This window comes from Shewanella sp. DNRA4, from assembly GCF_012843185.1.
In the GTDB taxonomy this organism is placed as follows: domain Bacteria; phylum Pseudomonadota; class Gammaproteobacteria; order Enterobacterales; family Shewanellaceae; genus Shewanella; species Shewanella xiamenensis.
The window spans coordinates 367,292-390,933 of record NZ_JABAIP010000001.1 but is presented as its reverse complement, the minus strand read 5'-3'; the positions used below and the strand labels follow the sequence as shown (position 1 = coordinate 390,933).

The window sequence follows — 23,642 nt, the reverse complement described above, 5'->3', positions numbered from 1 at the left end:
CTTTTCATCATGCTTATTCAGTAAAAGCCTATTGTTGTTTTATCGCGTAATTTGCAGCCGCGATGACGCAATTTTTCCCACATATTACTCAGTCATGCTATCCAACAAGCAATTAACTCAGCGCCGATAATAAATAATTGACCAAAAATCAAACTGCTCGCCTTTGGCGGCGCACCAATCCGGAAACGACTCAGCCACAGCATGAGTGGAATACTCCTCCCAGCAATTTATCATCGACTGGTAATAATCATGCCGGTTTTGCAGCCTTGATTTACTCTCCTGCGTTTGTAATCGCTCGATTAATGTGTGTGCTGATGCTAGTGAGTCTTTTGCTCGCACTATATCGCCCAACAATACAGATTCAGATAAATGGTGGGTCTGAAAATCGACACTGCTTAAATGGGCCAACGCAACTTGAGTAAGACAAATTTCATCTTTAGGCTCAAGCGCTAACGCCCTTTCATAGGAGGCGATATCCTCACCAATATAGCCTAACCATTTGTGTGGAATGGGGTTGTTGGGTTCATCTACCGCCCATTGGGCCAGCACATTTTTGAGCAATACGGTGAGGGGGTAAGCGAGTAACTGGTGTGTTTCACGCTGCCAATAACCTAAGGATGATAGTTCTTCAGCTATTTGCCTTTGTTTAGTCAAGGATTGGCTCTTACAGTGCGACACAAATGTATTCACCGTCGCAATCGCTTGCTTCTTCAGTCCTTGCTCTTTTTGCAGACAATATTGGCCAAAAAGTTCATACCCCTTCAGAGCCGAATACTGAGTCCCTATCGACTTTAATCCTTCAAAGTTATCGCTATTCCAGTAGTTCATATTGAGACTTGAGTTGGTGAAACCTTCGGGCTGAACAATGCAACCACTCGTATGGAAAAGTACATGGAATAATGCAAACATGGTCCATGGTAATCATGCGCTAAAGCCGAGTGAAGCACGGCCCCAAGGCATAGAAGCAGATTGTAATCTGTAAACCCATCGTGAACCAAATAGTTTAGCGCTAAGTGGTTATATTATTGGCCGTTTTACGATAAAGCCTCTGATGTTAATAGGCTCATATTAATAATTGACTCATAATAAAGGGCCTTGCGGCCCTTTATTCACCTTTTAGCTTCGCTAAATGGCTTACTGAATTTCTTGCTTGGCGAGTGCGCGATCTAACTTAGCACGCTCCACTTCAGGCGAGGCTTTAACCGCTTGAATTAAGCCAATTAAATCAGTACCTTCTTCGGCGGCCAGCAGCAATAAGTTATTGTCATTCTGCCAATCAACTTTTAAACCGTGAGTCTTAGCAAAATCATCGGCTGATACACCTGGTTTTAGTTTAACCACTAACTTTCCGGTCATTTCGGCAAAGGGTTTACCCGATTGAGTCACCACTTTCTGCCCTTTAACCAATTGCTTAGCCTGTTTAACCCCAGTCTCAGTTTTAACAAAGTAGGGTGTATCTAAACCGAGAAACTCGGCACGGCTCACTTGAACACCTTTAGACTCAGCTTGAGGTTCAGTGAGTTCGATCTTGTCATGTGCCATTACTTGAACTGACAGTGAAAGTGCAACAGCTGCTAATGATAAATTTAACGCTTTCATTGGTTACTCCTTAAGATGCAGACTTGGCGGCATGGCCATGGAAACGAATTGACCAACCTTTCAGTTTGCCATCGGCTTCGTTAGGGATTGAGATATAGCCTTGATCGTATTTAACAAATCGATAGCTACCGCTATTCACATCAATCAGCTTGATTGTCCATTCACCTTTTGATGATTCGCCATAGAAGGCATTTGATAACATAGGTGTTGCATCATAGCCTTTAACAAGATCATCCGGATCATTCTTATCCATCACCCCTTGATAAACTAAACCGTTATAAGGTGTCATCAACACACTCTTAGTACCTGCAGGCGAAATCAGCTCTACCGCTAAATCAGGTAGACGCAGGTGATCGGCAGTCAGCTCAATTTGCACGGCTTCAATCACTAAATCGTCAGCGACTACTTGGGTATCCGTCACGCCATTAATATCGGCATCGGGAATCGCTTTGGTGAGCGCTGCGCTTGCTTGCCATTCGGTTACGACATAGTCACCTAAGTCCTGTACATAGGATTTGGCGAGCTTAACGGCTTCAGTTAAATTCACTCGACCAAAACCATAGAGGTTATGGAATGAAAAACCCGCCGCGTTTTGTAACCAACTAGGGATAGCCGTATACACTGGCGCACCTTCCCCCTCACCAATGGTCACGGTTTTAGGCGCAATATCCGCATCAACTTTGGTAGCTGTCTTCGCCAAAATATAGCGAATATCACGCCAAGTGAGATCTGGATTAGCACTCATAATGACAGCGACAGCTCCCGAAGTGTTAGGTGCCGCAGACGAGGTACCGTTCATTGTCGATGTGTAATCACAATTTGGGTTTAACGGGTTTAAACCACCGTGGAATGGCGTGCTTGGTCTATCTTCTGCGATTGCAGAGCCCTTCACACATCCCATAAAGTCGGTAGTAACTATCGCAGGATCATTATCACCATACTCACCACCGGGTGCTGTGACAAAAATATTCGAGCCCACGGATGAATAGCTAGAAAGTTTACCCTTAGCATTAATTGCACTAACAACTAAGTTATAAACGTTAGCATTGTCAGAGGACATGTTGGAATTATGGAAAGGTAAGCCGTGGTTAGCGGGATTTTCCGTCGTTGCCGTGAAGTAATCTCCCGGTAACCAGAAAGTACGGAAACGATAGTAGTCATACCCATTACCCGCGGACTTAACGAAAATACTGCCTTTGCCATCGAAGCTTTGCGTTGCAATATCTTGATAAACTTCGGTTTCATCCTCATCAAACCCATGAGGGAATGGCACGCTGTAACCATAGCTTTGGTTAAAAACGCGTGCACTATCGCTATAGGCACTGGCACCGTGGGATTTAGCAAAGTTTTCAAATGTTTGTACGTTTGTCACTTTACCCGTTGGATCTTCATCTAAAAAGTTAAAGCCAATTAATTTTGCCTTAGGTGCCACACCGCGACCACCAATACCGTTCCAACCTTCTGCAGCAATAATCCCTCCTACTGCTGTACCATGAGCTGCTGTCGCAGACCCAGAGAAAGGTGTTGGATCAACAGTACCTGTAATTAAATTGTATGAACCACCATTTACAGTGTTATTTGTTAGATCTGGATGAGCAATTTCTAAGCCGCTATCGACCACCGCGACAATCACACCTTGTCCCATAGCATTATCTGAAATTGCGCCGCTCACATTCATATCTTCACCGGCAACACCGCGGTTAGCCGCAAAAGCATTCTGCCCAGTGTTTTTTAAATGCCATTGGTAGGTAAAGAGTGGATCGCCATGCTTAATATTGATTGTCAGATTGGCTTCAGCCTGTAATTGGCCATCGGAGACTTTGAACCGAACCACCTCAGTCCCTTCATTGGCATCAGATGTATAGGTAAATTCACCCGTGCTTTTATTGACTAGCGTAAAGGTGCCGAGTTTGAGATCGGCAGGGTCCACTAAAGAATAAGTTAAACCACCTTCGGCATCCGTCCCCTCAAGTTTTCCAGTAAAAAGAATCGACTGTGACACATCAACAGTCATATCCGCTGTGGTCGGGGCAGTATTCACTTTAGGCACAGGTGCCGGAGTCTTCTTATCATCGCTCCCACAGCCAGCCAATAAGGCCGCCGTGATGCTTAATGCAACAATGGACATACGCATAATAGACATTCCTTCTTCTCATTACTTATTACAACTTAATTTGGCGTGATAATGTTGATTAACATTATTCCGCATTAAGTTCTGTTATTTTAGTTATACCCTATGAACTCTTATAAAATACAAGCATCAAATGGGAAGCAAAGATTTAACACAAAGGAAATAATTATGAAAACAAATATAAACAGAATGAAAGACTGAATAGGTTTATTCGATTATTTTATCAGCAGATAAAATTAAGAACAGATAAAGACAGACAATAAATAAGACATAAAAAAACAGATTAAAAACAAAAAGATAATAATTTTATTTGCTTTTTCAAATTACAAGACAACAAACTGTTTAAATTACATAAATTTTTACATTTTGAATCTTCAAATTCTTTAAAAATATTAAAACAGCAAAATTAAACCGTCCCAAAATATAGAATGGCAAACGGTTAAAGCGTCAAGTTATTAACATTTATAAAACAAGTTTGAGTTATTAAAAAGATACGACCAATAAAAAAGCCCCTATTTCTAGGGGCTATTCAAATTATTTTATCTAGAGTTTAATTAAAACTCTGTTTGTGGCACTCCAATCTAAATGGTATTTCTCACCGGCTGGCTTATCTAAACGCTCAAAAGTATGGGCACCAAAAAAGTCCCGTTGTCCTTGGAGCAAATTAGCTGGCAAGGTCTCACTGCGATAACTGTCGTAATAGGCCAGTGCCGAGCTAATGCAAGGCACAGGGATCCCTTGCATAACCGCCGCCGCCACAGCACTGCGCCACGCTGTTTGTTTTTCTGATAAGGTAGTTGCAAAGGTGTCTGCCATTAACAAACAACTTAAGTCAGCATCCGCTTGATAAGCTTGGGTTATCGATTGCAAGAAGGTGGCACGAATAATACAACCCGCACGCCAGATTTTCGCGATCTCAGCAAAATCGAGTTGCCATTTTTGCTCCTGCGCCGCCATCGCCATCAGTTGGAAACCTTGAGCGTAGCAACAGACCTTAGCGCAATAGAGCGCACTCTCTAAGGCATCGATTAAGGTGGCTTTTTGGTTTTCATCCATCGCAGGAGATAAGGGGCCCGCAAGCTTTTTACTGAGCTCAACACGGAGGGATTTTTGGGTGCTCACCGCGCGCGCATAAACCGCTTCGGCAATGGTGGGAGCCGGACAACCTATTTGTAAACTGCTCACCGCAGTCCAAAGTCCAGTGCCCTTCTGCCCTGCTTTATCGAGGATCATCTCAACTAACGGTTTACCCGTTAGCGGATCCGCCTGTTTGAGCACCTCGGCGCTGATCCCCATCAGATAACTGTTTAAACTGCCCTTATTCCAGCGTTCGAACACCTCACCTACCTGTGCTGCGCTCATGCCTAAGCCATCGTGCATTAATTGATAGGCTTCGCAAATCAGCTGCATATCGGCGTATTCAATGCCGTTATGCACCATTTTCACATAATGCCCAGCACCCGCAGGCCCAATATAGGTCGTGCAAGGTTCGCCTTCGGTCACCGGATTTCCCGGCTCAAAACGCTCAATCGGCAGCCCCGTTTTAGGGTCAACCTTAGCGGCAATAGCCTTCCAAATCGGCGCAACATGTTGCCATGCGCCAAGATCGCCGCTTGGCATTAATGAAGGCCCAAAACGCGCACCAACCTCACCGCCCGAAACGGCTGAGCTGAAGAAGATAAATTTGCCTTGATAACGCTTTTCGCGTTCAACGGTGTCAGTCCAAAGACTGTTGCCCGTATCGATTACGATGTCGTCCGCTTCGATACCAGCAGAAATCAGGGCATGACATACCCCATCCACAGGTGCACCCGCAGGGACAGATAGCACGAGAATACGGGGATGAGTGAGGCTGGCTAACATTTCTGAAAGATTAGCACAGCCTTTAATACGCAGATCCTGTCCTACACGTTCTTGTTTTTCTTGTTGTAAAACCCCGTTGACTTTAACAGGATCGAGATCGAAGGCACTGACGCGATATTGATTGTCGGCAATGTTTAGCGCGAGGTTTTTGCCCATCACGCCAAGGCCAATCACGCCAATGTCATTAAGATTGCTGTGGTTTTGCATTATATAATTCCCACGGGTCACAGAGGTTAGAAATAACCAATTTGGAGGTGTAATTATATCGGGCTTTGTAACTTAATTACCAGAGACAATAGACGATGCATACGATTGGCAATCTCGATTACAGTCTAAGATGCGTTGTTTTTTCAGGAAAATATTCCTAGATCTCATCAAACATCTTTACCAATCGTATACATCTGGGGCGAGCGCTTCCTTGGGGAAGAGAATTGATTAATGAGCGAGTTTTAAGCCGAGTACGCCAAGCAAAATGAGGATTAAGCTGGCGATTTTCAGCAAGCTCACTCCCTCGCCTAAGAGAATAATGCCCGCAATTGCCGTGCCCATGGCACCTATGCCAACCCACACCCCATAAGCCGTGCCTATCGGCAATTGCTTAACGGCGAGGCCCAGTAGCAACACACTGAACGCCATGGAGAGCAAAGTAAACACACTCGGCCACAAGCGAGTAAAACCATCGGTGTATTTGAGTCCGATGGCCCAACCAATTTCAAAAAGTCCAGCAAGTATTAACAGTAACCAGCTCATAGAGAACTCCCATACGGGGTCGTCCCCAAATTGATATCGGCGTATTTAGGGTCGTCCCTAAGCCGTTGTGAAATGTGTAATGTCTCTAACAATTGGAATCTAGATATAAAGCTTAAGATCCAATGCCTTAATCGTGCTTTGTAAAAGCTCGACGATTAAGTATGCGGGCTAGACTAACAAATAGTGACATCTAAGAGCAAGCCTTGGACTTCAGCCCTTTTCGCAAAATTCAAGCGATAGCCTGATGAGACTGCACTCATCAGACTATCGCTTTATCTTGGCTTTACGGCCCCTATTCAAGGACGCTCACGACTACCTAGTCAGATTACCCCACGAGAGCATCGGCATAGCCCATGCGGGTTAAGGTCGTGCGGACTAAATCGAGGGTCTGCGGATCTTCAATGGTCGCTGGCGCCGTATATTGCTGATTATCGGCAATTTTACGCATAGTGCCGCGCAGGATTTTACCCGAGCGAGTTTTCGGCAGTTTTTGAATCGCGCTCACCAACCTAAAGGACGCAACGGGACCAATTTCTTGGCGAACGAGGGCAATTAACTGCTTATGCAGCTCCTCATCCGTAATAGTCACGCCCTTTTTAAGTACCACTAAGCCTAATGGCACTTGGCCCTTTAATTTGTCATCAACACCAATCACTGCGGCTTCGGCGACATCGGGATGCTGGCACAACACCTCTTCAAACCGCCCAGTAGAGAGACGATGACCCGCAACGTTAATGATGTCATCGATGCGGCTCATGATATACAGATAGCCATCCTCATCCATATAACCCGCATCCCCTGTAAGGTAATAACCTGGGTACATAGATAAGTAACTGTCTTGATAACGTTTGTTGTTTTGCCAGAGCGTTGTGAGCGTGCCCGGTGGCAAGGGTAATTTTATCACCACATTGCCAGAGACATTCGCCGCCACTTTAGCGCCCAGCTCATCGACCACATCAACTTCGTATCCAGGCACGGGTCGCCCCGGTGAGCCGGCTTTAACCGCAATCGGCGCCACCCCCATTAGATTTGCGGCTACTGGCCAACCTGTTTCAGTTTGCCACCAATGATCGATAACCGGTTTATGTAACTTGTCTTCAGCCCAATGCAGTGTGTCGGGATCGCAGCGCTCCCCGGCTAAAAAGACATTCTTCAAGCAGCTTAAATCAACACCTTGAATAAATTCGCCGTCGGGATCTTCACGCTTAATAGCGCGAATCGCCGTGGGCGCGGTGAAAAAACTTTTAACTTGATACTTGGCAATCGTACGCCAAAAGGCGCCGGGGTCGGGTGTGCCAACGGGTTTGCCTTCGTATAACAGCGTGGTCGCCCCCACGAGTAACGGACCATAAACAATATAGGAATGACCAACAACCCAACCCACATCCGATGCCGCCCAAAACACATCGCCTTGATGAATATCGTAAATATTGGCCATCGACCAAGCTAATGCGACCGCATGACCGCCATTGTCACGCACCACCCCTTTAGGTTGGCCTGTAGTGCCAGAGGTATAGAGCACATATAAAGGATCGGTAGCATTTACCGTGACGCAGTCAACGCTTTCGCATCCTTTAAGCGCGGTCTGCCAATCGGCGTCTCGGCCAGTTTGCATCTGCGCTTCATATTGAGGGCGGTTTAAAATCAAGCAATGCTCAACCTTGTGCACCGCTTCATTTAATGCTTTATCTAGTAGGGGTTTATAGGGCACAACCCCTGAAGGTTCAATCCCGCAGGAGGCAGACATTACCAGCTTAGGTTTGGCATCATTGATACGGGTGGCAAGTTCATTGGCCGCAAAGCCACCAAATACCACCGAATGAATGGCGCCAATGCGCGCGCAGGCAAGCATGGCATAGGCCGTTTCGGGTACCATCGGCATATAAATAACCACCCGATCACCCTTTGTCACCCCCATAGTACGCAAATACCCTGCAAGCCTTGCTACCTGAGCCTGCAGTTCGTGATAGGTAATACTGTATTCGGTTTCAGTTACTGGGCTAACGTAATGAATCGCAATCTGCTCACCACGTCCCGCTAACACATGTCGGTCTATCGCGTTATAACACGTGTTTAACTCACCATCGCTAAACCAATGGTAAAATGGTGCCTCGCTTTCATCTAATATTTGTTTGCTTGGCGTAACCCAATCTAAGGCCTTGGCTGCTTGTTGCCAAAATGCCTGTTTGTTCGCAATAGATGTCTGATGTAATTGTTGTCCAACATCTGTCATAAGGCCTCCCATCATGACACTCATCCGTGTCAACACAGATGAAACTCTCCCCTTCCTTCCGAGGTTGATTATGACCTGCCACGCATTATTCCCCCATTAGACTAAGGGATATACTGGGGTTAAAAAATAAATCCGAAGAGATAGACCATCTAACACTTGCCGTGTAGAAGACTTCCACATAATCTTATGTCTTTAATGGATTTTTCACGGAAAGAAATACTCATTATGCGCCGCTTCAGCCAATTCAAACTCGGTCTACTCCTATTCATCAATCTCGTCAGTACGGCTTGTTTTGCTTCGACACAACAACTTGAAGCATTACTCGAACCCCTGTCTATCGGTGAGCGGGCTAACGTAGATAACACTCAGATCATCAGCGCTAAGTTACTCTCACGGGTCTATCAAGTGCGCCAATATCAAGCGCTCTGGGAGGATAAAGACTATGCGGGCACGCTACTCGATGTAATTAAAAGTGCCGATGAAGAGGGTCTTGCGAAGGAAGATTACCACTATCCCAAGTTGGTCGAACTTTACCAACAACTGAGTGCATCAAATTGGCAAGATGAGTATCGCAGTAGTGTATTTGAAGTGCTGCTAACCGATGGCATTATTACCTATGCTATTCATTTACTTAATGGAAAAGTCAATCCCAGTATGCTCGGCAAAACTTGGAACTATGATGAAGCCCATCTGGATTTTGATACCACATTAAAACAGCTTGAAGAACACATTAAAGCGCACACTGTGGCCGAGGCGATTACAGGCTTAGCGCCTAAGATTGCGCCATATCACCAGCTTAAACAGTATCTTGCCCAGTACAAAGACTTGGCCGCTCGCTATCCCTTTACCACGATTCCTTATACGGAAGTCATTAAACCCGGCAGCACTTCCCCCTCGGTACCAGGCATTGCCACACGGCTAAAAGAGTTAGGTTACTTAGCAGCAAGCTCGCCAGCGGAGAATAGCGCCGCCGTGAACGAGCCATTAACTTATGACAGCACGCTTGAAGCTGCGGTACGTCAATTTCAAACTGACCACAGCCTTAAGGCCGATGGGGTGATAGGCGCAGGCACAATGGCGGCGTTAAATGTTCCCTATACACAAAGGGTCGAGCAGATCCGCATTAACCTCGAGCGTGCCCGCTGGCTATCAGCCAACTTGCCGGCAAACTATCTGCTGGTTAATTTGGCTGGCTACGAATTATTACTATTTAAAGACAATAACTTAAACTGGCGCACCGACATTATCATCGGCAAAATCGACGCAAAGACGCCATTGTTTAAATCCAAATTAAAATATGTGGTTGTGAATCCCACTTGGACCGTGCCCCGCAGTATCTCCACGGAGATCATCAACCACTTACGTAAAGATCCCGATTATCTGCAAAAAAAGCACTTTAAAGTCGTCGAAGCCTCGGGCACGCCCGTCGATGCTCGCGGCATCGATTGGCACAGTATGACCCGCAAAAACTTTCCCTACTGGTTTGTGCAGGGGCCAGGGGAAGATAACTCCCTTGGTTTAGTTAAATTTATCTTCCCAAACCAATATTCAATTTATCTGCATGATACGCCATCGAAAAATCTATTCGAGCAAACCAATAGAGCCTTCAGTCACGGTTGTATTCGAGTGAAAGATCCTCTCGTGCTCGCCGATAAACTGCTGAGCGCCAATGCGAATTGGTCCAGTGAAACGCTCAATTGCAAACTTGCAGAGGGAAAAACAGAAAACCTGTTTTTAGATCAGCCCTTAGATATTTTGATTATGTATTGGACCGTGACCATCAAAAACGGAAAAATTAAATTTTACAATGATATATACACACGTGACCCGGTACTTATCGAAGCATTAAATCGCCCAACCTATGAGGGTGTGTTAGCCGATGATGGCTTGCTCAATACGTTGGAATAACGGCTTACACGCCTGCCTTAACGCCACCACTTAATAAGTTCTCTTCCCCCGTGGAGCCTTAAGGCAATATGGGTGGGCTCACCTAAAAAAACACTTGTTTGAGTTCAAGCTAACGTAATATTTATCAACATGTTAAACAACACAGCTTGAGCCAAGTGGCAACAAGAATTGACAAAAAAAATCGACTAACCACACCACAATCTTTACCTTTACGTAAACTTCATATATCTTGCATAAAAATGATTAACTAAGGTGCCTGAATGAGCGCAACTAACACGCCACAAACGACTTATTCGATCAGTGATCTCTCCAAAGAGTTTGATATCACGACCCGAAGCATTCGTTTTTACGAAGACCAAGGCTTACTTAAGCCAAAACGTCGCGGTCAAACCCGTATTTACAGTCTTAAGGACAGGGTTCGACTCAAACTAATCCTGCGCGGCAAGCGCCTTGGGTTCTCCCTCGCAGAAACCCGTCGCCTGTTCGAACTTTACGATGCCGACAAGAGCAGCACCACCCAGCTCAATACCATGCTTGCCCTAGTGGAAGAGAAAAAATCCGCCCTGCAACAGCAAATGGACGACATTAAAGTGGTCCTGATGGAGCTAAACTCGGCCGAGCAGCAATGCCGCCTCGCCCTAGAAGAAAGCAAAGTCAAAGCGTAAAACAGGCGGGCATAGCATTAATCAACACCTCAGTTGGTACGACCGCGTGACAGGGATAAATCACGCACTGTAAGACGGTTTTAAAGACTCAAGCACCTAATAATCATAAAAATATAAATTAGAACCTAAGATAGGACACAAGCAATGAACTCACTCTACACCAGTCTCAATTTTGGCCTAGGCGAAGAAGTCGATATGCTGCGCGATGCGGTGCACGATTTTGCTCAACACGAAATCGCCCCCATTGCCGCTAAAGTCGACCACGACAACGCCTTTCCTAACGAAATTTGGCCCGTGCTCGGTGGGATGGGGCTTTTAGGTGTCACTGTGCCTGAGGAATACGGCGGTGCAAATATGGGCTATCTTGCCCACGTGGTCGCCATGGAAGAGATTTCCCGTGCCTCGGCCTCTATTGGGTTAAGTTATGGCGCCCACTCTAATCTGTGTGTGAACCAAATTAACCGTAACGGTAATGCTGCACAAAAAGCCAAATACTTACCCAAACTGGTGAGCGGTGAGCATATCGGCGCACTGGCAATGAGTGAGCCCAATGCCGGCTCAGATGTGGTTTCAATGAAGCTGCACGCCCGTAAAGAAGGCGACCGTTATATCCTCAATGGCAACAAAATGTGGATCACCAACGGTCCCGATGCCAATACCTATGTAATTTATGCCAAAACCGACCTAACTAAGGGCGCCCACGGCATCACCGCCTTTATCGTTGAGCGTGGTTTTAAAGGTTTCAGCCAAGCGCAAAAACTCGATAAATTAGGCATGCGCGGTTCAAACACCTGCGAACTGGTGTTTGAAGAGGTGGAAGTGCCAGAGGAAAACATTCTTGGCGGCCTAAACAACGGCGTTAAAGTGCTGATGAGTGGCTTAGATTACGAGCGCGTCGTGCTCTCAGGCGGCCCGCTGGGGATTATGAATGCCTGTATGGATATCGTCGTGCCCTATATCCACGAGCGTGAGCAATTTGGTAAATCCATCGGTGAATTCCAATTAGTACAAGGCAAATTAGCCGACATGTACACAGGTATGAACGCCGCTAAAGCCTATGTCTATAGCGTGGCCAAATCCTGCGATCGCGGTGAAACCACCCGTAAAGACGCCGCGGGCGCCATTCTTTACAGCGCTGAATTGGCGACCAAAATGGCACTGGATGCCATTCAATTGCTCGGCGGTAACGGTTATGTCAACGAGTATGCCACTGGCCGCTTACTGCGCGATGCCAAACTCTATGAGATCGGTGCTGGCACCTCAGAAATTCGCCGTATGCTGATTGGCCGCGAACTCTATAACGAATCGAAATAAGCAGCCTAGGGCGAATGACGCATGACTCGGCTTAAGCCCTTCATGCCCCCTCGCCTCACCGAGCCAACTGATACTGAGTTACCGCTTTATAAGGACAATCAACGTGACGCAATTAAGCAGTCGTATCAACGCCCGTAGCGATGAATTTAAAGCCAAATCCGACGATATGGCCGCCCTAGTGGCCGATCTTAAAACCAAACTCGCCAAAATCGAACTCGGTGGCGGCCCTGTTGCCCTAGAGCGCCATTTGGCCCGCGGTAAACTCCTTCCCCGTCAACGGGTTGAGAAACTCCTCGACGCAGGTTCGCCCTTTTTAGAATTGTCGCAATTTGCGGCATTTGAAGTCTATGACGAAGAAGTGCCCGCCGCAGGCATAATTGCAGGTATCGGCCGCGTGAGCGGCGTAGAATGCATGATTATCGCCAACGATGCCACGGTCAAAGGCGGCACTTACTATCCTATTACGGTCAAAAAACACTTAAGGGCGCAAGAGATTGCCAGCCGCTGCCATCTGCCCTGTATCTATTTAGTCGACTCGGGCGGTGCCAACTTGCCCCGTCAGGATGAAGTGTTCCCAGACCGCGATCATTTCGGCCGGATTTTCTACAACCAAGCGCAAATGTCTGCCAAGGGTATTCCGCAAATTGCGGTGGTGATGGGTCTGTGTACCGCGGGCGGCGCCTATGTGCCAGCGATGGCCGATGAATCGATTATCGTTAAAGAACAAGGCACTATCTTCTTAGCGGGTCCGCCGTTAGTGAAAGCAGCGACAGGTGAAGAAGTCAGCGCCGAAGAACTTGGCGGCGCCGACGTACACACTAAAATTTCAGGTGTAGCGGATCACCTAGCCCAAAACGATGAGCATGCCTTAGAGCTTGCCCGCCGCGCAGTGCTGCGTCTAAATCATCAAAAACTAATTAATAGTTTACTGAGCCCAGTTAAGCCACCGAAGTTTGATATCAACGAACTCTACGGCATTGTCGGCACCGACTTGAAAAAGCCCTTTGATGTCAAAGAAGTGATCGCCCGCATTGTCGACGACTCCGACTTCGATGAGTTTAAAGCTAACTATGGTGCGACTTTGGTCTGTGGTTTTGCCCGCATTCACGGCTATCCCGTGGGAATTGTGGCCAACAACGGCATTTTATTCTCAGAATCGGCGCAAAAAGGCGCGCACTTTATCGAACTGTGCTGCCAGCGCAAGATCCCGCTACTGTTCCTGCAAAACATCACCGGCTTTATGGTGGGTAAAAAGTACGAACACGAAGGTATCGCAAAGCACGGCGCCAAAATGGTGACCGCAGTCTCCTGCGCCAATGTACCTAAATTCACTGTGATTATCGGTGGCAGCTACGGCGCGGGTAACTATGGTATGTGCGGCCGCGCCTTCGAACCAACCATGATGTGGATGTGGCCCAATGCGCGCATCTCTGTGATGGGTGGCGAGCAAGCCGCTGGCGTATTAGCGACAGTACGCCGCGACGGTTTAGCCCGTAAAGGTGAAGAATGGTCTGCTGAGGATGAAAAAGCCTTTAAAGCACCGATTATTGCCCAATACGATAAAGAGGGTCATCCCTACCATGCCAGCGCCCGCCTGTGGGATGACGGCATTATCGACCCGGCGCAAACCCGTGATGTGGTGGGCCTTGCCCTGTCAGCCGCATTAAATGCCCCTATCGAAGACACCCGCTTCGGCGTCTTCCGTATGTAACGCATCTTGCGATGCCTTACGTATCACTCATAGAGGGGATAAATATGACGGGAATAATAATGACTGACACACAACACCAGAACACTAGCACTCAATCCTTAGCTCATTTGCAGCACGTCAGCTATGCGCTCAATAACGGCGTGGGCGAGTTAATTCTTAACCGAGCAGAAGTGCACAACGCCTTCGATGAGGTGATGATCAGCGAAATGATCGCCGTCCTCGGTTATTTTGCCGAGCACAAAGACTGCAAACTCTTGGTATTAAAAGCCAATGGCAAAAACTTCAGCGCAGGCGCCGACTTAAACTGGATGCGCAAACAAGCCAAGATGGATTTTGATCAAAATCTGAATGACGCCAAGGCGCTGGCTAAGCTGATGCAGGACTTAGATACCTTTCCAAAACCCACTATCGCCTTAGTCCAAGGGGCAGCCTTTGGCGGCGCGCTTGGGTTAATTTGCGCTAGTGATATTGCCATCGCCACCCAGCGTGCCAGCTTCTGCTTAAGCGAAGTCAAACTCGGGCTGATCCCTGCGGTGATTAGCCCCTACGTTGCCCGCGCCATGGGCAATCGCGCCTCACGCCGCTATATGCTGACCGCGGAGCGTTTTGATGCGCAAACGGCGCTCAAACTCAATGTTATCCATGAGATAAACGACGATTTAGCGGCCGCTGCGCAGCCCATTATCACCGCGCTGCTCGCCAACAGTCCGCAGGGAATGGCATGGGTGAAGACCCTACTCGCCCGCCTCGAAGATGGCGTGATAGACCAAGATACGATTGATTACACCAGCGAGCGCATCGCCCGCATTCGGGTATCTGATGAAGGCCAAGAAGGTTTAAACGCCTTTTTTGAAAAACGTCAGCCGAACTGGCACACGCCAACAGATACCCAAGGAGCACTTTAATGTTGACCAAGCAGATGTTGACTAACAGCATGTTCACTAAGCTTTTAATTGCTAACCGTGGTGAAATTGCCTGCCGCATTATCAAAACCGCGCAGGCCATGGGCGTTCGCACCGTAGCCTTATATTCCGATGCCGATAAAAACGCCCGCCATGTTGCTATGGCCGACGAATCGTTTTACTTAGGTGGCAGCGCCCCAGCGGATTCTTACCTGAAGGGCGACTTGATTATTGAAATCGCCAAAAAAGCTCAGGCGCAAGCCATTCACCCAGGCTATGGCTTCTTATCGGAAAACGCCGACTTTGCCCGCAAGTGTGAGGCGGCAGGAATCGTATTTGTTGGCCCTGGCAGCAATGCTATCGATGCCATGGGCAGCAAGAGTGCGGCCAAAGCCATTATGACAGCGGCGCAAGTACCTTTAGTGCCCGGTTACCATGGCGACGATCAAACCGATGCCACCCTCAAGGCCGAAGCCTTAAAAATCGGCTTCCCCATGCTGATTAAAGCCGCCTACGGTGGCGGTGGCAAAGGCATGCGTATCGTTGAGCATGAAGGCGAAATTATGGACGCCATCAACTCGGCGCGCCGTGAAGCAGCCTCCTCCTTCGGTAACGATAAATTATTGCTGGAGCGTTACTTGCGCCAGCCTCGCCATGTCGAAGTGCAAGTATTTGCCGATACCTTTGGCAATGCGATTTACCTATCGGATCGCGACTGCTCGATTCAGCGCCGCCACCAAAAAGTGGTCGAAGAAGCCCCAGCCCCGGGTTTAAGTGATGAGCTGCGCGCCCAAATGGGTGAAGCTGCCGTGGCCGCCGCTAAAGCTATCGATTATGTCGGTGCGGGAACCGTTGAATTCCTGTTAGATACCGACAATCGCTTCTACTTTATGGAGATGAATACCCGTCTGCAGGTAGAGCATCCAGTCACCGAAATGGTGACGGGCCAAGACTTAGTCAAATGGCAGTTAATGGTCGCCAGTGGTCAGCCGTTACCGCTCAAACAGGACGAAGTGCGTATCCATGGGCACGCCTTTGAGGTACGTATTTACGCCGAAGATCCGCAAAATGAGTTCTTACCCGCCAGCGGTAAGCTCAACTTCCTGCGCGAGCCCGAGCAAAGCAAATACGTGCGTATCGATTCCGGCATCCGTGAAAACGATGTGATCAGTAACTTTTATGATCCGATGATCGCCAAACTGATTGTGTGGGATGAGTCGCGTCCACGTGCGCTGCAACGCCTAGTGCATGCCCTCGAGTCCTACCAAATCAGCGGACTTAAGCACAATATTGAATTTTTAGCCAATATTGCCGAGCATCCCGCCTTTGCCAAGGCAGATTTTAGCACCGACTTTATCAACCGTTACGGCGATGCGCTGATTGGCAGTGCTTCGAGCGAAGCCGACACTGCACTTGCCTTTGCCGCGCTGTATCAAGTGCTTGCCCGTAAAGAGGCCGCCAAGGCACAGGCGATTAATAGCGCCGATCCTTACTCGCCTTGGGGCCAAGTCAGTGGCTTTAGACTCAACAGTGTCAGCCAACATTCTATTGCCCTGCTCGACGATGCCCACGAGTTACAACAATTGGTGCTATTAGACTTTGGTGATCACTATCAGCTATCTCTGCCAACGGAAGAAGGTCATGTCAGCAAGTCCCTTAGTGGTGAGCTTAAGCAGGATTTACTGTTAGCCGAAATCAACGGCCATAAGAGTAAAGTACCAGTCAGCGCTCAGGGCGATGATTTTACACTGTTTTTACCCTCAGGCAGTTATCACTTCAGGGCGGTTAAAACCCAAGTGGTTGAGGCAGAATCCAGCAATGAAGATAAGCTCAAGGCCCCGATGAACGGCACAGTCGTGACCCACTTAGTGGAAGTCGGTGCTGAGGTGAAGGCGGGACAAGGGCTTCTGGTGATGGAAGCGATGAAGATGGAATACACCATCGAAGCGCCCTTCGACGGTATCGTTACCGAGTTCTACTTTAAGGCGGGCGAGTTAGTGAGCGATGGCGCTGTGCTGCTCCATGTTGAGCCAAAAGCCCAGAGCGAGGAAGCCTAAATGTCTGCGCTGGATCTTACGAACTTAAGCGCCAGCTCGGATAGGGTTAGCCTGTTCGAGATGGGGCCACGTGATGGCTTGCAGAATGAAGCCGCTGTCCCGACACAGGCCAAAGTCGCCTTGATTGAATTCCTCGCCGATGCGGGCGTGAAGCGAATTGAAGCTGGCAGTTTTGTGTCACCCAAATGGGTGCCACAAATGGCCGATAGTGGCGAAGTATTGCGCCAAATTCGCCGTCAAGCGGGCGTGGTTTACAGCGCCCTCACCCCCAATGTCAAAGGCTTAGAGCTGGCGCTGGATGCAAAAGCTTCCGAAGTCGCTATCTTTGGTGCGGCGTCACAAAGCTTTAGCCAACGCAATATCAACTGTTCGATTGAAGAGTCGATTGAACGCTTTATCCCGTTGATGGACATGGCAAAAGCCGCCAACATCCCTGTGCGTGGCTATGTGTCCTGCGTTTTAGGTTGCCCCTATGAAGGGGAAATCGCGGCGAGCGAAGTGGCAAGAGTGTCTGAAATCCTTTACAAAATGGGCTGTTACGAAATTTCGCTCGGCGACACTATCGGTGTAGGCACGCCGTTAAAAGCCCGTAAAATGCTGCAAGCCGTGATGGAGCGAGTGCCGGTAGAAAAACTCGCCCTACACTTCCACGACACCTATGGTCAAGCATTAGCCAATATTACTGCCTGCCTTGACTTAGGTGTGCGCAGCTTTGACGCCTCAGTGGCAGGCCTAGGTGGTTGCCCGTATGCGAAAGGCGCGTCGGGCAATCTGGCGAGTGAAGACTTGGTCTATATGCTCCACGGGCTCGGTTTGAAGACGGGTATCGATTTAGAAAAACTGGCATTAGCGGGTTTTGGGATCAGCAAACAATTAAATCGTCTTAATGGCTCTAAAGTCGCCAATGCAATCTTGCAGGGCGCTAAAGCCTAGACTCATGCGTCGAGGCGCTAAACATACCTAGCGCCTTGGGGACTGAATAACAGTAAAAGGACATCAAAATGGCAGGACTCAATAAAGTCGTCAGCAGCTATGAAGAAGCGTTAACAGGTTTATCCGATGATATGACCATTATGGTTGGCGGTTTTGGCCTGTGCGGTATTCCTGAAGGCTTAATCAATCAAATGGTTAAGATGGGCGTTAAAGGCTTAACCGCCATTTCGAATAATGCCGGTGTGGATGATTTCGGTCTGGGCTTATTGTTAAAACATCGCCAGATTTCGACCATGATCGCCTCCTACGTGGGTGAGAACGCCACCTTCGAGCAGCAAATGCTCTCGGGCGAACTGAATGTGATTTTAACGCCACAGGGCACGCTGGCGGAAAAAATCCGCGCCGGCGGTGCAGGCATTCCGGCATTTTTCACCGCCACAGGCTACGGCACCCCCGTGGCGGAAGGCAAAGAAACCCGCGAGATCAAAGGCCGTCACTATGTGTTAGAAGAATCTCTGAACGCCGATTTTGCCCTCGTTCGCGCTTGGAAGGCAGATACTATGGGTAACTTAGTGTTCCGCAAAACCGCTGCTAACTTTAACCCTATGATGGCGACGGCGGGCAAAATCACGGTAGTGGAAGCCGAGTTTATTGTAGAGCCGGGCGAGCTCGATCCTGATCATATCCATACTCCCGGCATTTATGTTGATCGCGTCATCCAAGGCAAGTTCGAGAAACGTATCGAGCAGCGCACGGTAAAAGCGGCGAAATAAGAAGCGCGAACGATTAACAACGCAAGCTAAAGCGACAGAGTCTTGACTCAAAGTAAAAGCACAAAAAATTGAGGCTAATAGCGACTCTAGGTAAAGGAAGGATAAAGATCATGGCATTATCAAGAGAACAACTGGCACAGCGCGTTGCCAAAGAATTACAAGACGGCTACTACGTCAACCTCGGTATTGGCATTCCCACGCTCGTGGCCAATTACATTCCCGCTGGCATGGAAGTGATGCTGCAATCGGAAAACGGTCTGCTCGGCATGGGTGAATTTCCGACGGAAGAAACTATCGATCCGGATTTAATTAACGCCGGTAAACAAACCGTCACCGCGGTAAAAGGCGCCTCGTTTTTCTCCTCCGCTGAAAGCTTCGCGATGATCCGTGGCGGCCATGTGGACTTAACCGTACTCGGCGCCTTTGAGGTCGATGTGAATGGTTCTATCGCTTCATGGATGATCCCAGGCAAACTTATCAAAGGCATGGGCGGCGCAATGGATTTAGTGGCGGGTGCGGAAAATATTATCGTGACTATGATGCACGCCGATAAGTACGGTAACTCTAAGCTGTTACCCGTATGCGAATTGCCCCTCACAGGTTACGGCTGCATCAAACGTGTTGTTACCGATTTAGCCTTTATCGAGATTAAAGACGGCGCCTTCCATCTGTTAGAGCGCGCCCCCGGTGTCAGCGTTGAAGAAATTGTTAGCAAAACCGCTGGCAAATTAATCGTGCCAGACCATGTACCAGAGATGGTGTTTTAAGCGTTCTACAACGTGTGCAAATAACCTATACCGATAAGGCTTGAAACTTACGTTAAATTGAAGCTTTAGCCTAAAAAGTGTTGAGTGTTAACCGATTTTTTTTAGTTTTAAAAAGCCCAGAAGATGATTCTGGGCTTTTTATTGCTCTGCTTAACCCATTGAACCTGTCGAGTGCAACAGCACCTATGCTCTGGCGACACGCCGTAAACCCATCCTTGGGGGCTCAACGAAAAAGTCCCTTTTTTCGATGGTCGCCAACGCATCAGCGCTGTTTGCTACAATGTTCTGCGTATTCAACCCTGCTTTACACATCGTGTGCATGGGTGACTTGTATAGTCGTTTTACTTCACAGTTAGCCACCCTGTATGCAATTGCGGTAAACTTGCCGCAGCCTAAATAGTAAGGATGCTCAAGTTGTTAACTAAATTCCTCAATAAGCGCAGTCGCAGTCGTAAACATATGCGCGATTATGCTCAAGATGTATTTCCCCGCAATCAACATCTACTAACCGATTATATCAATAGCGGGAAGGCTGATAGTTTTGAAAGAGTAAAGCAATACCGTGAATTCGATAAGGATTTTCGTCAATGGCAATTATTTCGGGCTGAGTTTGGTGTACCCAAACGCCATTGGGGTTATCTGGCCCAGCTTACCTATATCGAATCCGGTATACTTGAAGCTAAGCCATTGATGTGCTCACTAGCATATGGTTATTTTGATACTGCGATTGACTACTATCGTTTTTACCGCGAGATTGAAACAAAAGGTGAGATTGCTAATGCCATGTGGGCAACAGAACGAGCATTTCAGCTTGTGATTATGTTGTTAGCAGGACTAAAAGCTGAAGTGGATGAGTTGTATAATGCGAACGCCACCGCCTGGCGCGCTGGCTGGATAATTCGTTCCCACGGGTTTATCGGTGATTTTTTGGTGTTGTTATATGGGCGATATTTGGGTGTTATTGAGCCGCCTTTTACTAGTGAAGTGCAAGTGACATTGCGAAAAACGGCTCCTTTCCCCTATGCGCCCTTTTTAGATAACTGGGACACACAGGATATCGAATTCATCAGCACTATGTTGCAAACCCTGTGTGACCATCAGGTAGAGCAAGCAGTTATCGGCGATAAAAAGTGCTTTTTTGAGTTTGATAGTGGGCCACACGCATATTTACCATTGACTGCGTTAATGCTTCTAAAACTGCGTTCCCTTAAGGGGTTGCCTAACCCGCAATTCAGTCATCCCGCATTTGGCGATATAACAGCGTTGTTTGAGCAAGTCTCCACAGCCTTTAGCGACTATGTCGCAGCAGAGAAGATCCTGCAGATTGAAGATGCGGCCGATGAAGTGTTAACCCAGACATTAACCAGAATGCAAAGCCAAGATTTTAATGCCCATGCTATTTTTGCCAAGCGGCTCCCATCGTTGAGTGCTAGTTAACATATTGATTAACCATTCATTCCAATAACCCCATATTGATAACCCTGACTTAAGGCTGAGCCTATTCAAGCCTTAAGTCATCCCAATGCAAACGAGAGGACAAAGGATGTACCAGATTGCGATTGTGATATTTGATGAATTTACCGATATCGATTTCTTTTTAATGCGCGATATTCTCGGCCGCACAACAACCGATTGGACAGTCAAAGTGCTAGGCACCAAACCTAGCCACAGGTCGAGTTTGGGGATGACGGTAGAAACCCATGGTCATGTCGCGCAAGTCGCCGAGGCTGACGTAGTATTATTCAGCAGTGGTTACAAAGGCGTACCTGCCGCACTTGCGGATCCTGAGTTTATGTCGGCCCTTAAATTAGATCCCGCACGGCAATTACTTGGCAGTATTTGTGCGGGCTCATTCTTCTTTGCCAAGTTAGGCTTACTCGACAATATCTCGGCAACGACGCACCCCGATGCAAAACCCGCATTGGTAGCCATGGGTGTGGAGGTGGAAGACTCTGCTCTGGTGATCAATGGCAATATTGCCACCGCGGGAGGTTGTCTGTCCTCACTCTATTTAACGGGTTGGGTTGCGGAGCGTTTATTTGACAGTGCGAAACGCCGCGAAATTCATCGGCAACTGATCCCCGCAGGCCAAGCCGATGTGTTTGAAGCTTTAATCGAATCCTCGATTGCCTCAGCCATTCGCTAACACAGCTCCTCAGGATAAAAGGCCTTCAATAATGACACTCAAAGCACTACTCAATCAGTTAAAAACCGAACACAAGCTCACCAGCGTAGCCGAACTAGCGGCGCTATTGGCGCAAGATGAAGCGCTACTTCAGCAGATAAAACAAGTGGATGCGCAGTATTGGGTCAACTTTAGCAAGCAGACGTTTGATGGTTGGTACTGCATCGCTACGCCATCGAATGCCAGCTACCATGTGTACTATCAAGAGCGTGGGCAACATTGCTGGGGAGAAGAAGTATTTAGCGATCAACATTTAGCCATCGCTACGGTGATTTTTGAGTCAGGGCTGTTTCACGCTGAATAAAGGCATATCTGCAAAGTGTTAATCACTTTTGATGAGTTAGGCTGAGCCCTTAATGCCAAGGCTTTATACCTAAACCCGATTCGGCACGCCCATAACAAAGCCATTAATCTGCCGCGACTTACAATATTGATGGATTTTCATCTGAGTGACTTACTGTTAAGGTGATGTTTTTATAAGCAATTGACGTTCTAGTTCAGCACAACAATGGCAGCGGAGCATTCACTATGGATTGGTTACTGATCGCCCTCGCAGGCTTACTCGGCGGCATGTTAAATGCGGTGGCGGGCGGTGGCAGCTTTATCACCTTATTTGCCCTTGTGTTTGTGGGCATGCCGCCACTGATGGCCAACGCTACGGGCACTGCCGCTCTGCTCCCCGGCTACCTTGCCAGTGCCTGGCGTTTTCGAAAAGAAATTGAATATCCTGCAAATCTTAGCTTAAAAACCCTGTGTCTGATTGCGATAGCTGGCGGATGCCTAGGCGCGGCAATACTGCTAAGCACCAGCGAGCAAGTGTTTGCTTATCTTGTCCCTTGGTTGATTTTGCTGGCAACCCTAGCCTTTATCGCTGGACCTTGGTTACTGAAAAAACGTTTAGCCCATGCTAGCATCCCCAGTGTGAATACCGTCAAGCCACTGACTGCAATGATGATTCTCTTCATCGTTTGTATTTACGGCGGCTATTTTAATGGGGGATTAGGGATTATTTTACTCGCCACCTTTGGGCTACTCGGCCAAACCCAATTACATGGGATGAACGGGCTTAAAAATTTACTCTCCGCCCTACTCACCACCATTGCCGTGGTTATATACGCCCTAGGTAATCTGATTGATGGACAATATCTGTTACTGCTTGCCATTATGGCGATTATTGGCGGCTATCTTGGCGCCGCGCTGGCTTATCGCATTCCCCAATCCCTGCTGCGGGGTTTTATTGTGCTTGTCGGTTTCGCCATGAGTGTGGGATTTTTTATGCGTTAACCCCTTTGCGTTAGCCTAAAATATGCAAACATCAAGAGTCATGTATTGGCAGACTACCTGCTTAATAGAAATCTAGATACTGGATAAAACAAGGAAGCGTGATGGGCGCCATTTCAATTAGACAAGCACAGATAGCCGACCATAACGCCATGACGGCCTTACTGTTGCAGCTGGGTTATAGTGCCACCGAGGCGCAGTTACATCAGTATCTCGATGATCCTAAAAGATCGGATGAAATCTATCTCGCCGAGTCTGAGGGAGTCGTGGTTGGGCTGATAAGTTTGATCTTTTTTGATTATTTTCCCTCGCAGCAGCAAATCTGCCGCATTACTGCTTTAGTGGTGACTGAGGCCAGTAGAGGTTTAGGCGTGGGGACGCAACTAATTGATTTTGCAAAATCGAGGGCAAGTGAACGAGGTTGTCGCCAGCTTGAGGTCACTACCTCTATGCGCCGCGAGCAGACCCAAGCCTACTATGAGTCCATTGGCTTTGAGAAAACCTCCTTTCGCTATATTCAAGCTCTTGAAGTTAACCCAAAGTAAGTTTACCCAAATAAAATAGGCGCTT

General features: G+C 47.8%; 20 protein-coding genes. 14 read left to right on the top strand and 6 right to left on the bottom strand.

What is annotated here, in order from left to right:
* Positions 1 to 117: 117 nt before the first annotated feature.
* The 6 genes from HG547_RS01700 to HG547_RS01675 all read right to left on the bottom strand — a co-directional run bounded on the left by HG547_RS01700 (position 118) and on the right by HG547_RS01675 (position 8,576).
* A complete protein-coding gene (locus HG547_RS01700) occupies positions 118 to 828 on the bottom strand; it encodes a hypothetical protein (RefSeq protein WP_144346038.1) in 711 nt (236 codons plus the stop codon).
* Between the two features lie 306 nt (positions 829 to 1,134).
* The gene (locus tag HG547_RS01695; RefSeq protein WP_169546743.1) at positions 1,135 to 1,599 is read right to left on the bottom strand and encodes a hypothetical protein; all 465 of its coding nucleotides are present in this window, start codon (positions 1,597 to 1,599) and stop codon (positions 1,135 to 1,137) included.
* A 10-nt stretch (positions 1,600 to 1,609) separates the two neighbouring features.
* Positions 1,610 to 3,733: a S8 family serine peptidase gene (locus tag HG547_RS01690; protein ID WP_169546740.1), complete on the bottom strand. Its 2,124-nt coding sequence runs from the start codon at positions 3,731 to 3,733 to the stop codon at positions 1,610 to 1,612.
* Between the two features lie 540 nt (positions 3,734 to 4,273).
* On the bottom strand, positions 4,274 to 5,800 hold the full coding sequence (gndA, locus tag HG547_RS01685; protein ID WP_169546738.1) for an NADP-dependent phosphogluconate dehydrogenase: 1,527 nt from the start codon (positions 5,798 to 5,800) through the stop codon (positions 4,274 to 4,276).
* A gap of 228 nt (positions 5,801 to 6,028) precedes the next feature.
* Positions 6,029 to 6,343, bottom strand: coding sequence for a quaternary ammonium compound efflux SMR transporter SugE (gene sugE, locus HG547_RS01680; protein ID WP_037425659.1), 315 nt, complete (start codon positions 6,341 to 6,343; stop codon positions 6,029 to 6,031).
* Positions 6,344 to 6,668: 325 nt separating this feature from the next.
* Positions 6,669 to 8,576 (bottom strand): propionyl-CoA synthetase, encoded by a 1,908-nt coding sequence (locus HG547_RS01675; RefSeq protein ID WP_099458075.1) that lies wholly within the window; start codon positions 8,574 to 8,576, stop codon positions 6,669 to 6,671.
* 225 nt (positions 8,577 to 8,801) lie between these two features.
* On the opposite strand from HG547_RS01675, the gene HG547_RS01670 reads away from it, so the two are divergent.
* From HG547_RS01670 to HG547_RS01605, 14 genes are all read left to right on the top strand, one after another.
* Positions 8,802 to 10,484 (top strand): L,D-transpeptidase family protein, encoded by a 1,683-nt coding sequence (locus HG547_RS01670; RefSeq protein WP_169546734.1) that lies wholly within the window; start codon positions 8,802 to 8,804, stop codon positions 10,482 to 10,484.
* 260 nt (positions 10,485 to 10,744) lie between these two features.
* Positions 10,745 to 11,149 carry a MerR family DNA-binding transcriptional regulator gene (locus HG547_RS01665; protein ID WP_011072005.1) on the top strand — a complete coding sequence of 135 codons (405 nt, stop codon included), beginning with the start codon at positions 10,745 to 10,747 and terminating at the stop codon, positions 11,147 to 11,149.
* A 144-nt stretch (positions 11,150 to 11,293) separates the two neighbouring features.
* Positions 11,294 to 12,463 carry an isovaleryl-CoA dehydrogenase gene (locus tag HG547_RS01660; RefSeq protein ID WP_169546732.1) on the top strand — a complete coding sequence of 390 codons (1,170 nt, stop codon included), beginning with the start codon at positions 11,294 to 11,296 and terminating at the stop codon, positions 12,461 to 12,463.
* Positions 12,464 to 12,566: 103 nt separating this feature from the next.
* Positions 12,567 to 14,174 (top strand): carboxyl transferase domain-containing protein, encoded by a 1,608-nt coding sequence (locus HG547_RS01655; RefSeq protein ID WP_169546729.1) that lies wholly within the window; start codon positions 12,567 to 12,569, stop codon positions 14,172 to 14,174.
* 59 nt (positions 14,175 to 14,233) lie between these two features.
* Entirely contained in the window at positions 14,234 to 15,079 is an 846-nt protein-coding gene (locus tag HG547_RS01650) for an enoyl-CoA hydratase-related protein (protein WP_169546727.1), read from the top strand.
* A 14-nt stretch (positions 15,080 to 15,093) separates the two neighbouring features.
* Positions 15,094 to 17,133 (top strand): acetyl/propionyl/methylcrotonyl-CoA carboxylase subunit alpha, encoded by a 2,040-nt coding sequence (locus tag HG547_RS01645; RefSeq protein ID WP_169546815.1) that lies wholly within the window; start codon positions 15,094 to 15,096, stop codon positions 17,131 to 17,133.
* Positions 17,134 to 18,066, top strand: a complete 933-nt coding sequence (locus HG547_RS01640) for a hydroxymethylglutaryl-CoA lyase (RefSeq protein WP_169546725.1) — start codon at positions 17,134 to 17,136, stop codon at positions 18,064 to 18,066.
* A 68-nt stretch (positions 18,067 to 18,134) separates the two neighbouring features.
* The gene (locus HG547_RS01635) at positions 18,135 to 18,839 is read left to right on the top strand and encodes a CoA transferase subunit A (RefSeq protein ID WP_169546723.1); all 705 of its coding nucleotides are present in this window, start codon (positions 18,135 to 18,137) and stop codon (positions 18,837 to 18,839) included.
* Between the two features lie 110 nt (positions 18,840 to 18,949).
* Positions 18,950 to 19,606: a 3-oxoacid CoA-transferase subunit B gene (locus HG547_RS01630; protein WP_011623089.1), complete on the top strand. Its 657-nt coding sequence runs from the start codon at positions 18,950 to 18,952 to the stop codon at positions 19,604 to 19,606.
* Positions 19,607 to 20,011: 405 nt separating this feature from the next.
* Positions 20,012 to 21,043: a hypothetical protein gene (locus HG547_RS01625; RefSeq protein WP_248278673.1), complete on the top strand. Its 1,032-nt coding sequence runs from the start codon at positions 20,012 to 20,014 to the stop codon at positions 21,041 to 21,043.
* 106 nt (positions 21,044 to 21,149) lie between these two features.
* Positions 21,150 to 21,752: a DJ-1/PfpI family protein gene (locus HG547_RS01620; protein ID WP_169546719.1), complete on the top strand. Its 603-nt coding sequence runs from the start codon at positions 21,150 to 21,152 to the stop codon at positions 21,750 to 21,752.
* Positions 21,753 to 21,783: 31 nt separating this feature from the next.
* Positions 21,784 to 22,095, top strand: coding sequence for a cytoplasmic protein (locus HG547_RS01615; RefSeq protein WP_169546717.1), 312 nt, complete (start codon positions 21,784 to 21,786; stop codon positions 22,093 to 22,095).
* 224 nt (positions 22,096 to 22,319) lie between these two features.
* Positions 22,320 to 23,075: a sulfite exporter TauE/SafE family protein gene (locus HG547_RS01610; protein ID WP_169546715.1), complete on the top strand. Its 756-nt coding sequence runs from the start codon at positions 22,320 to 22,322 to the stop codon at positions 23,073 to 23,075.
* Positions 23,076 to 23,176: 101 nt separating this feature from the next.
* Positions 23,177 to 23,617 carry a GNAT family N-acetyltransferase gene (locus HG547_RS01605; protein WP_169546713.1) on the top strand — a complete coding sequence of 147 codons (441 nt, stop codon included), beginning with the start codon at positions 23,177 to 23,179 and terminating at the stop codon, positions 23,615 to 23,617.
* The last annotated feature ends 25 nt before the right edge of the window (positions 23,618 to 23,642 follow it).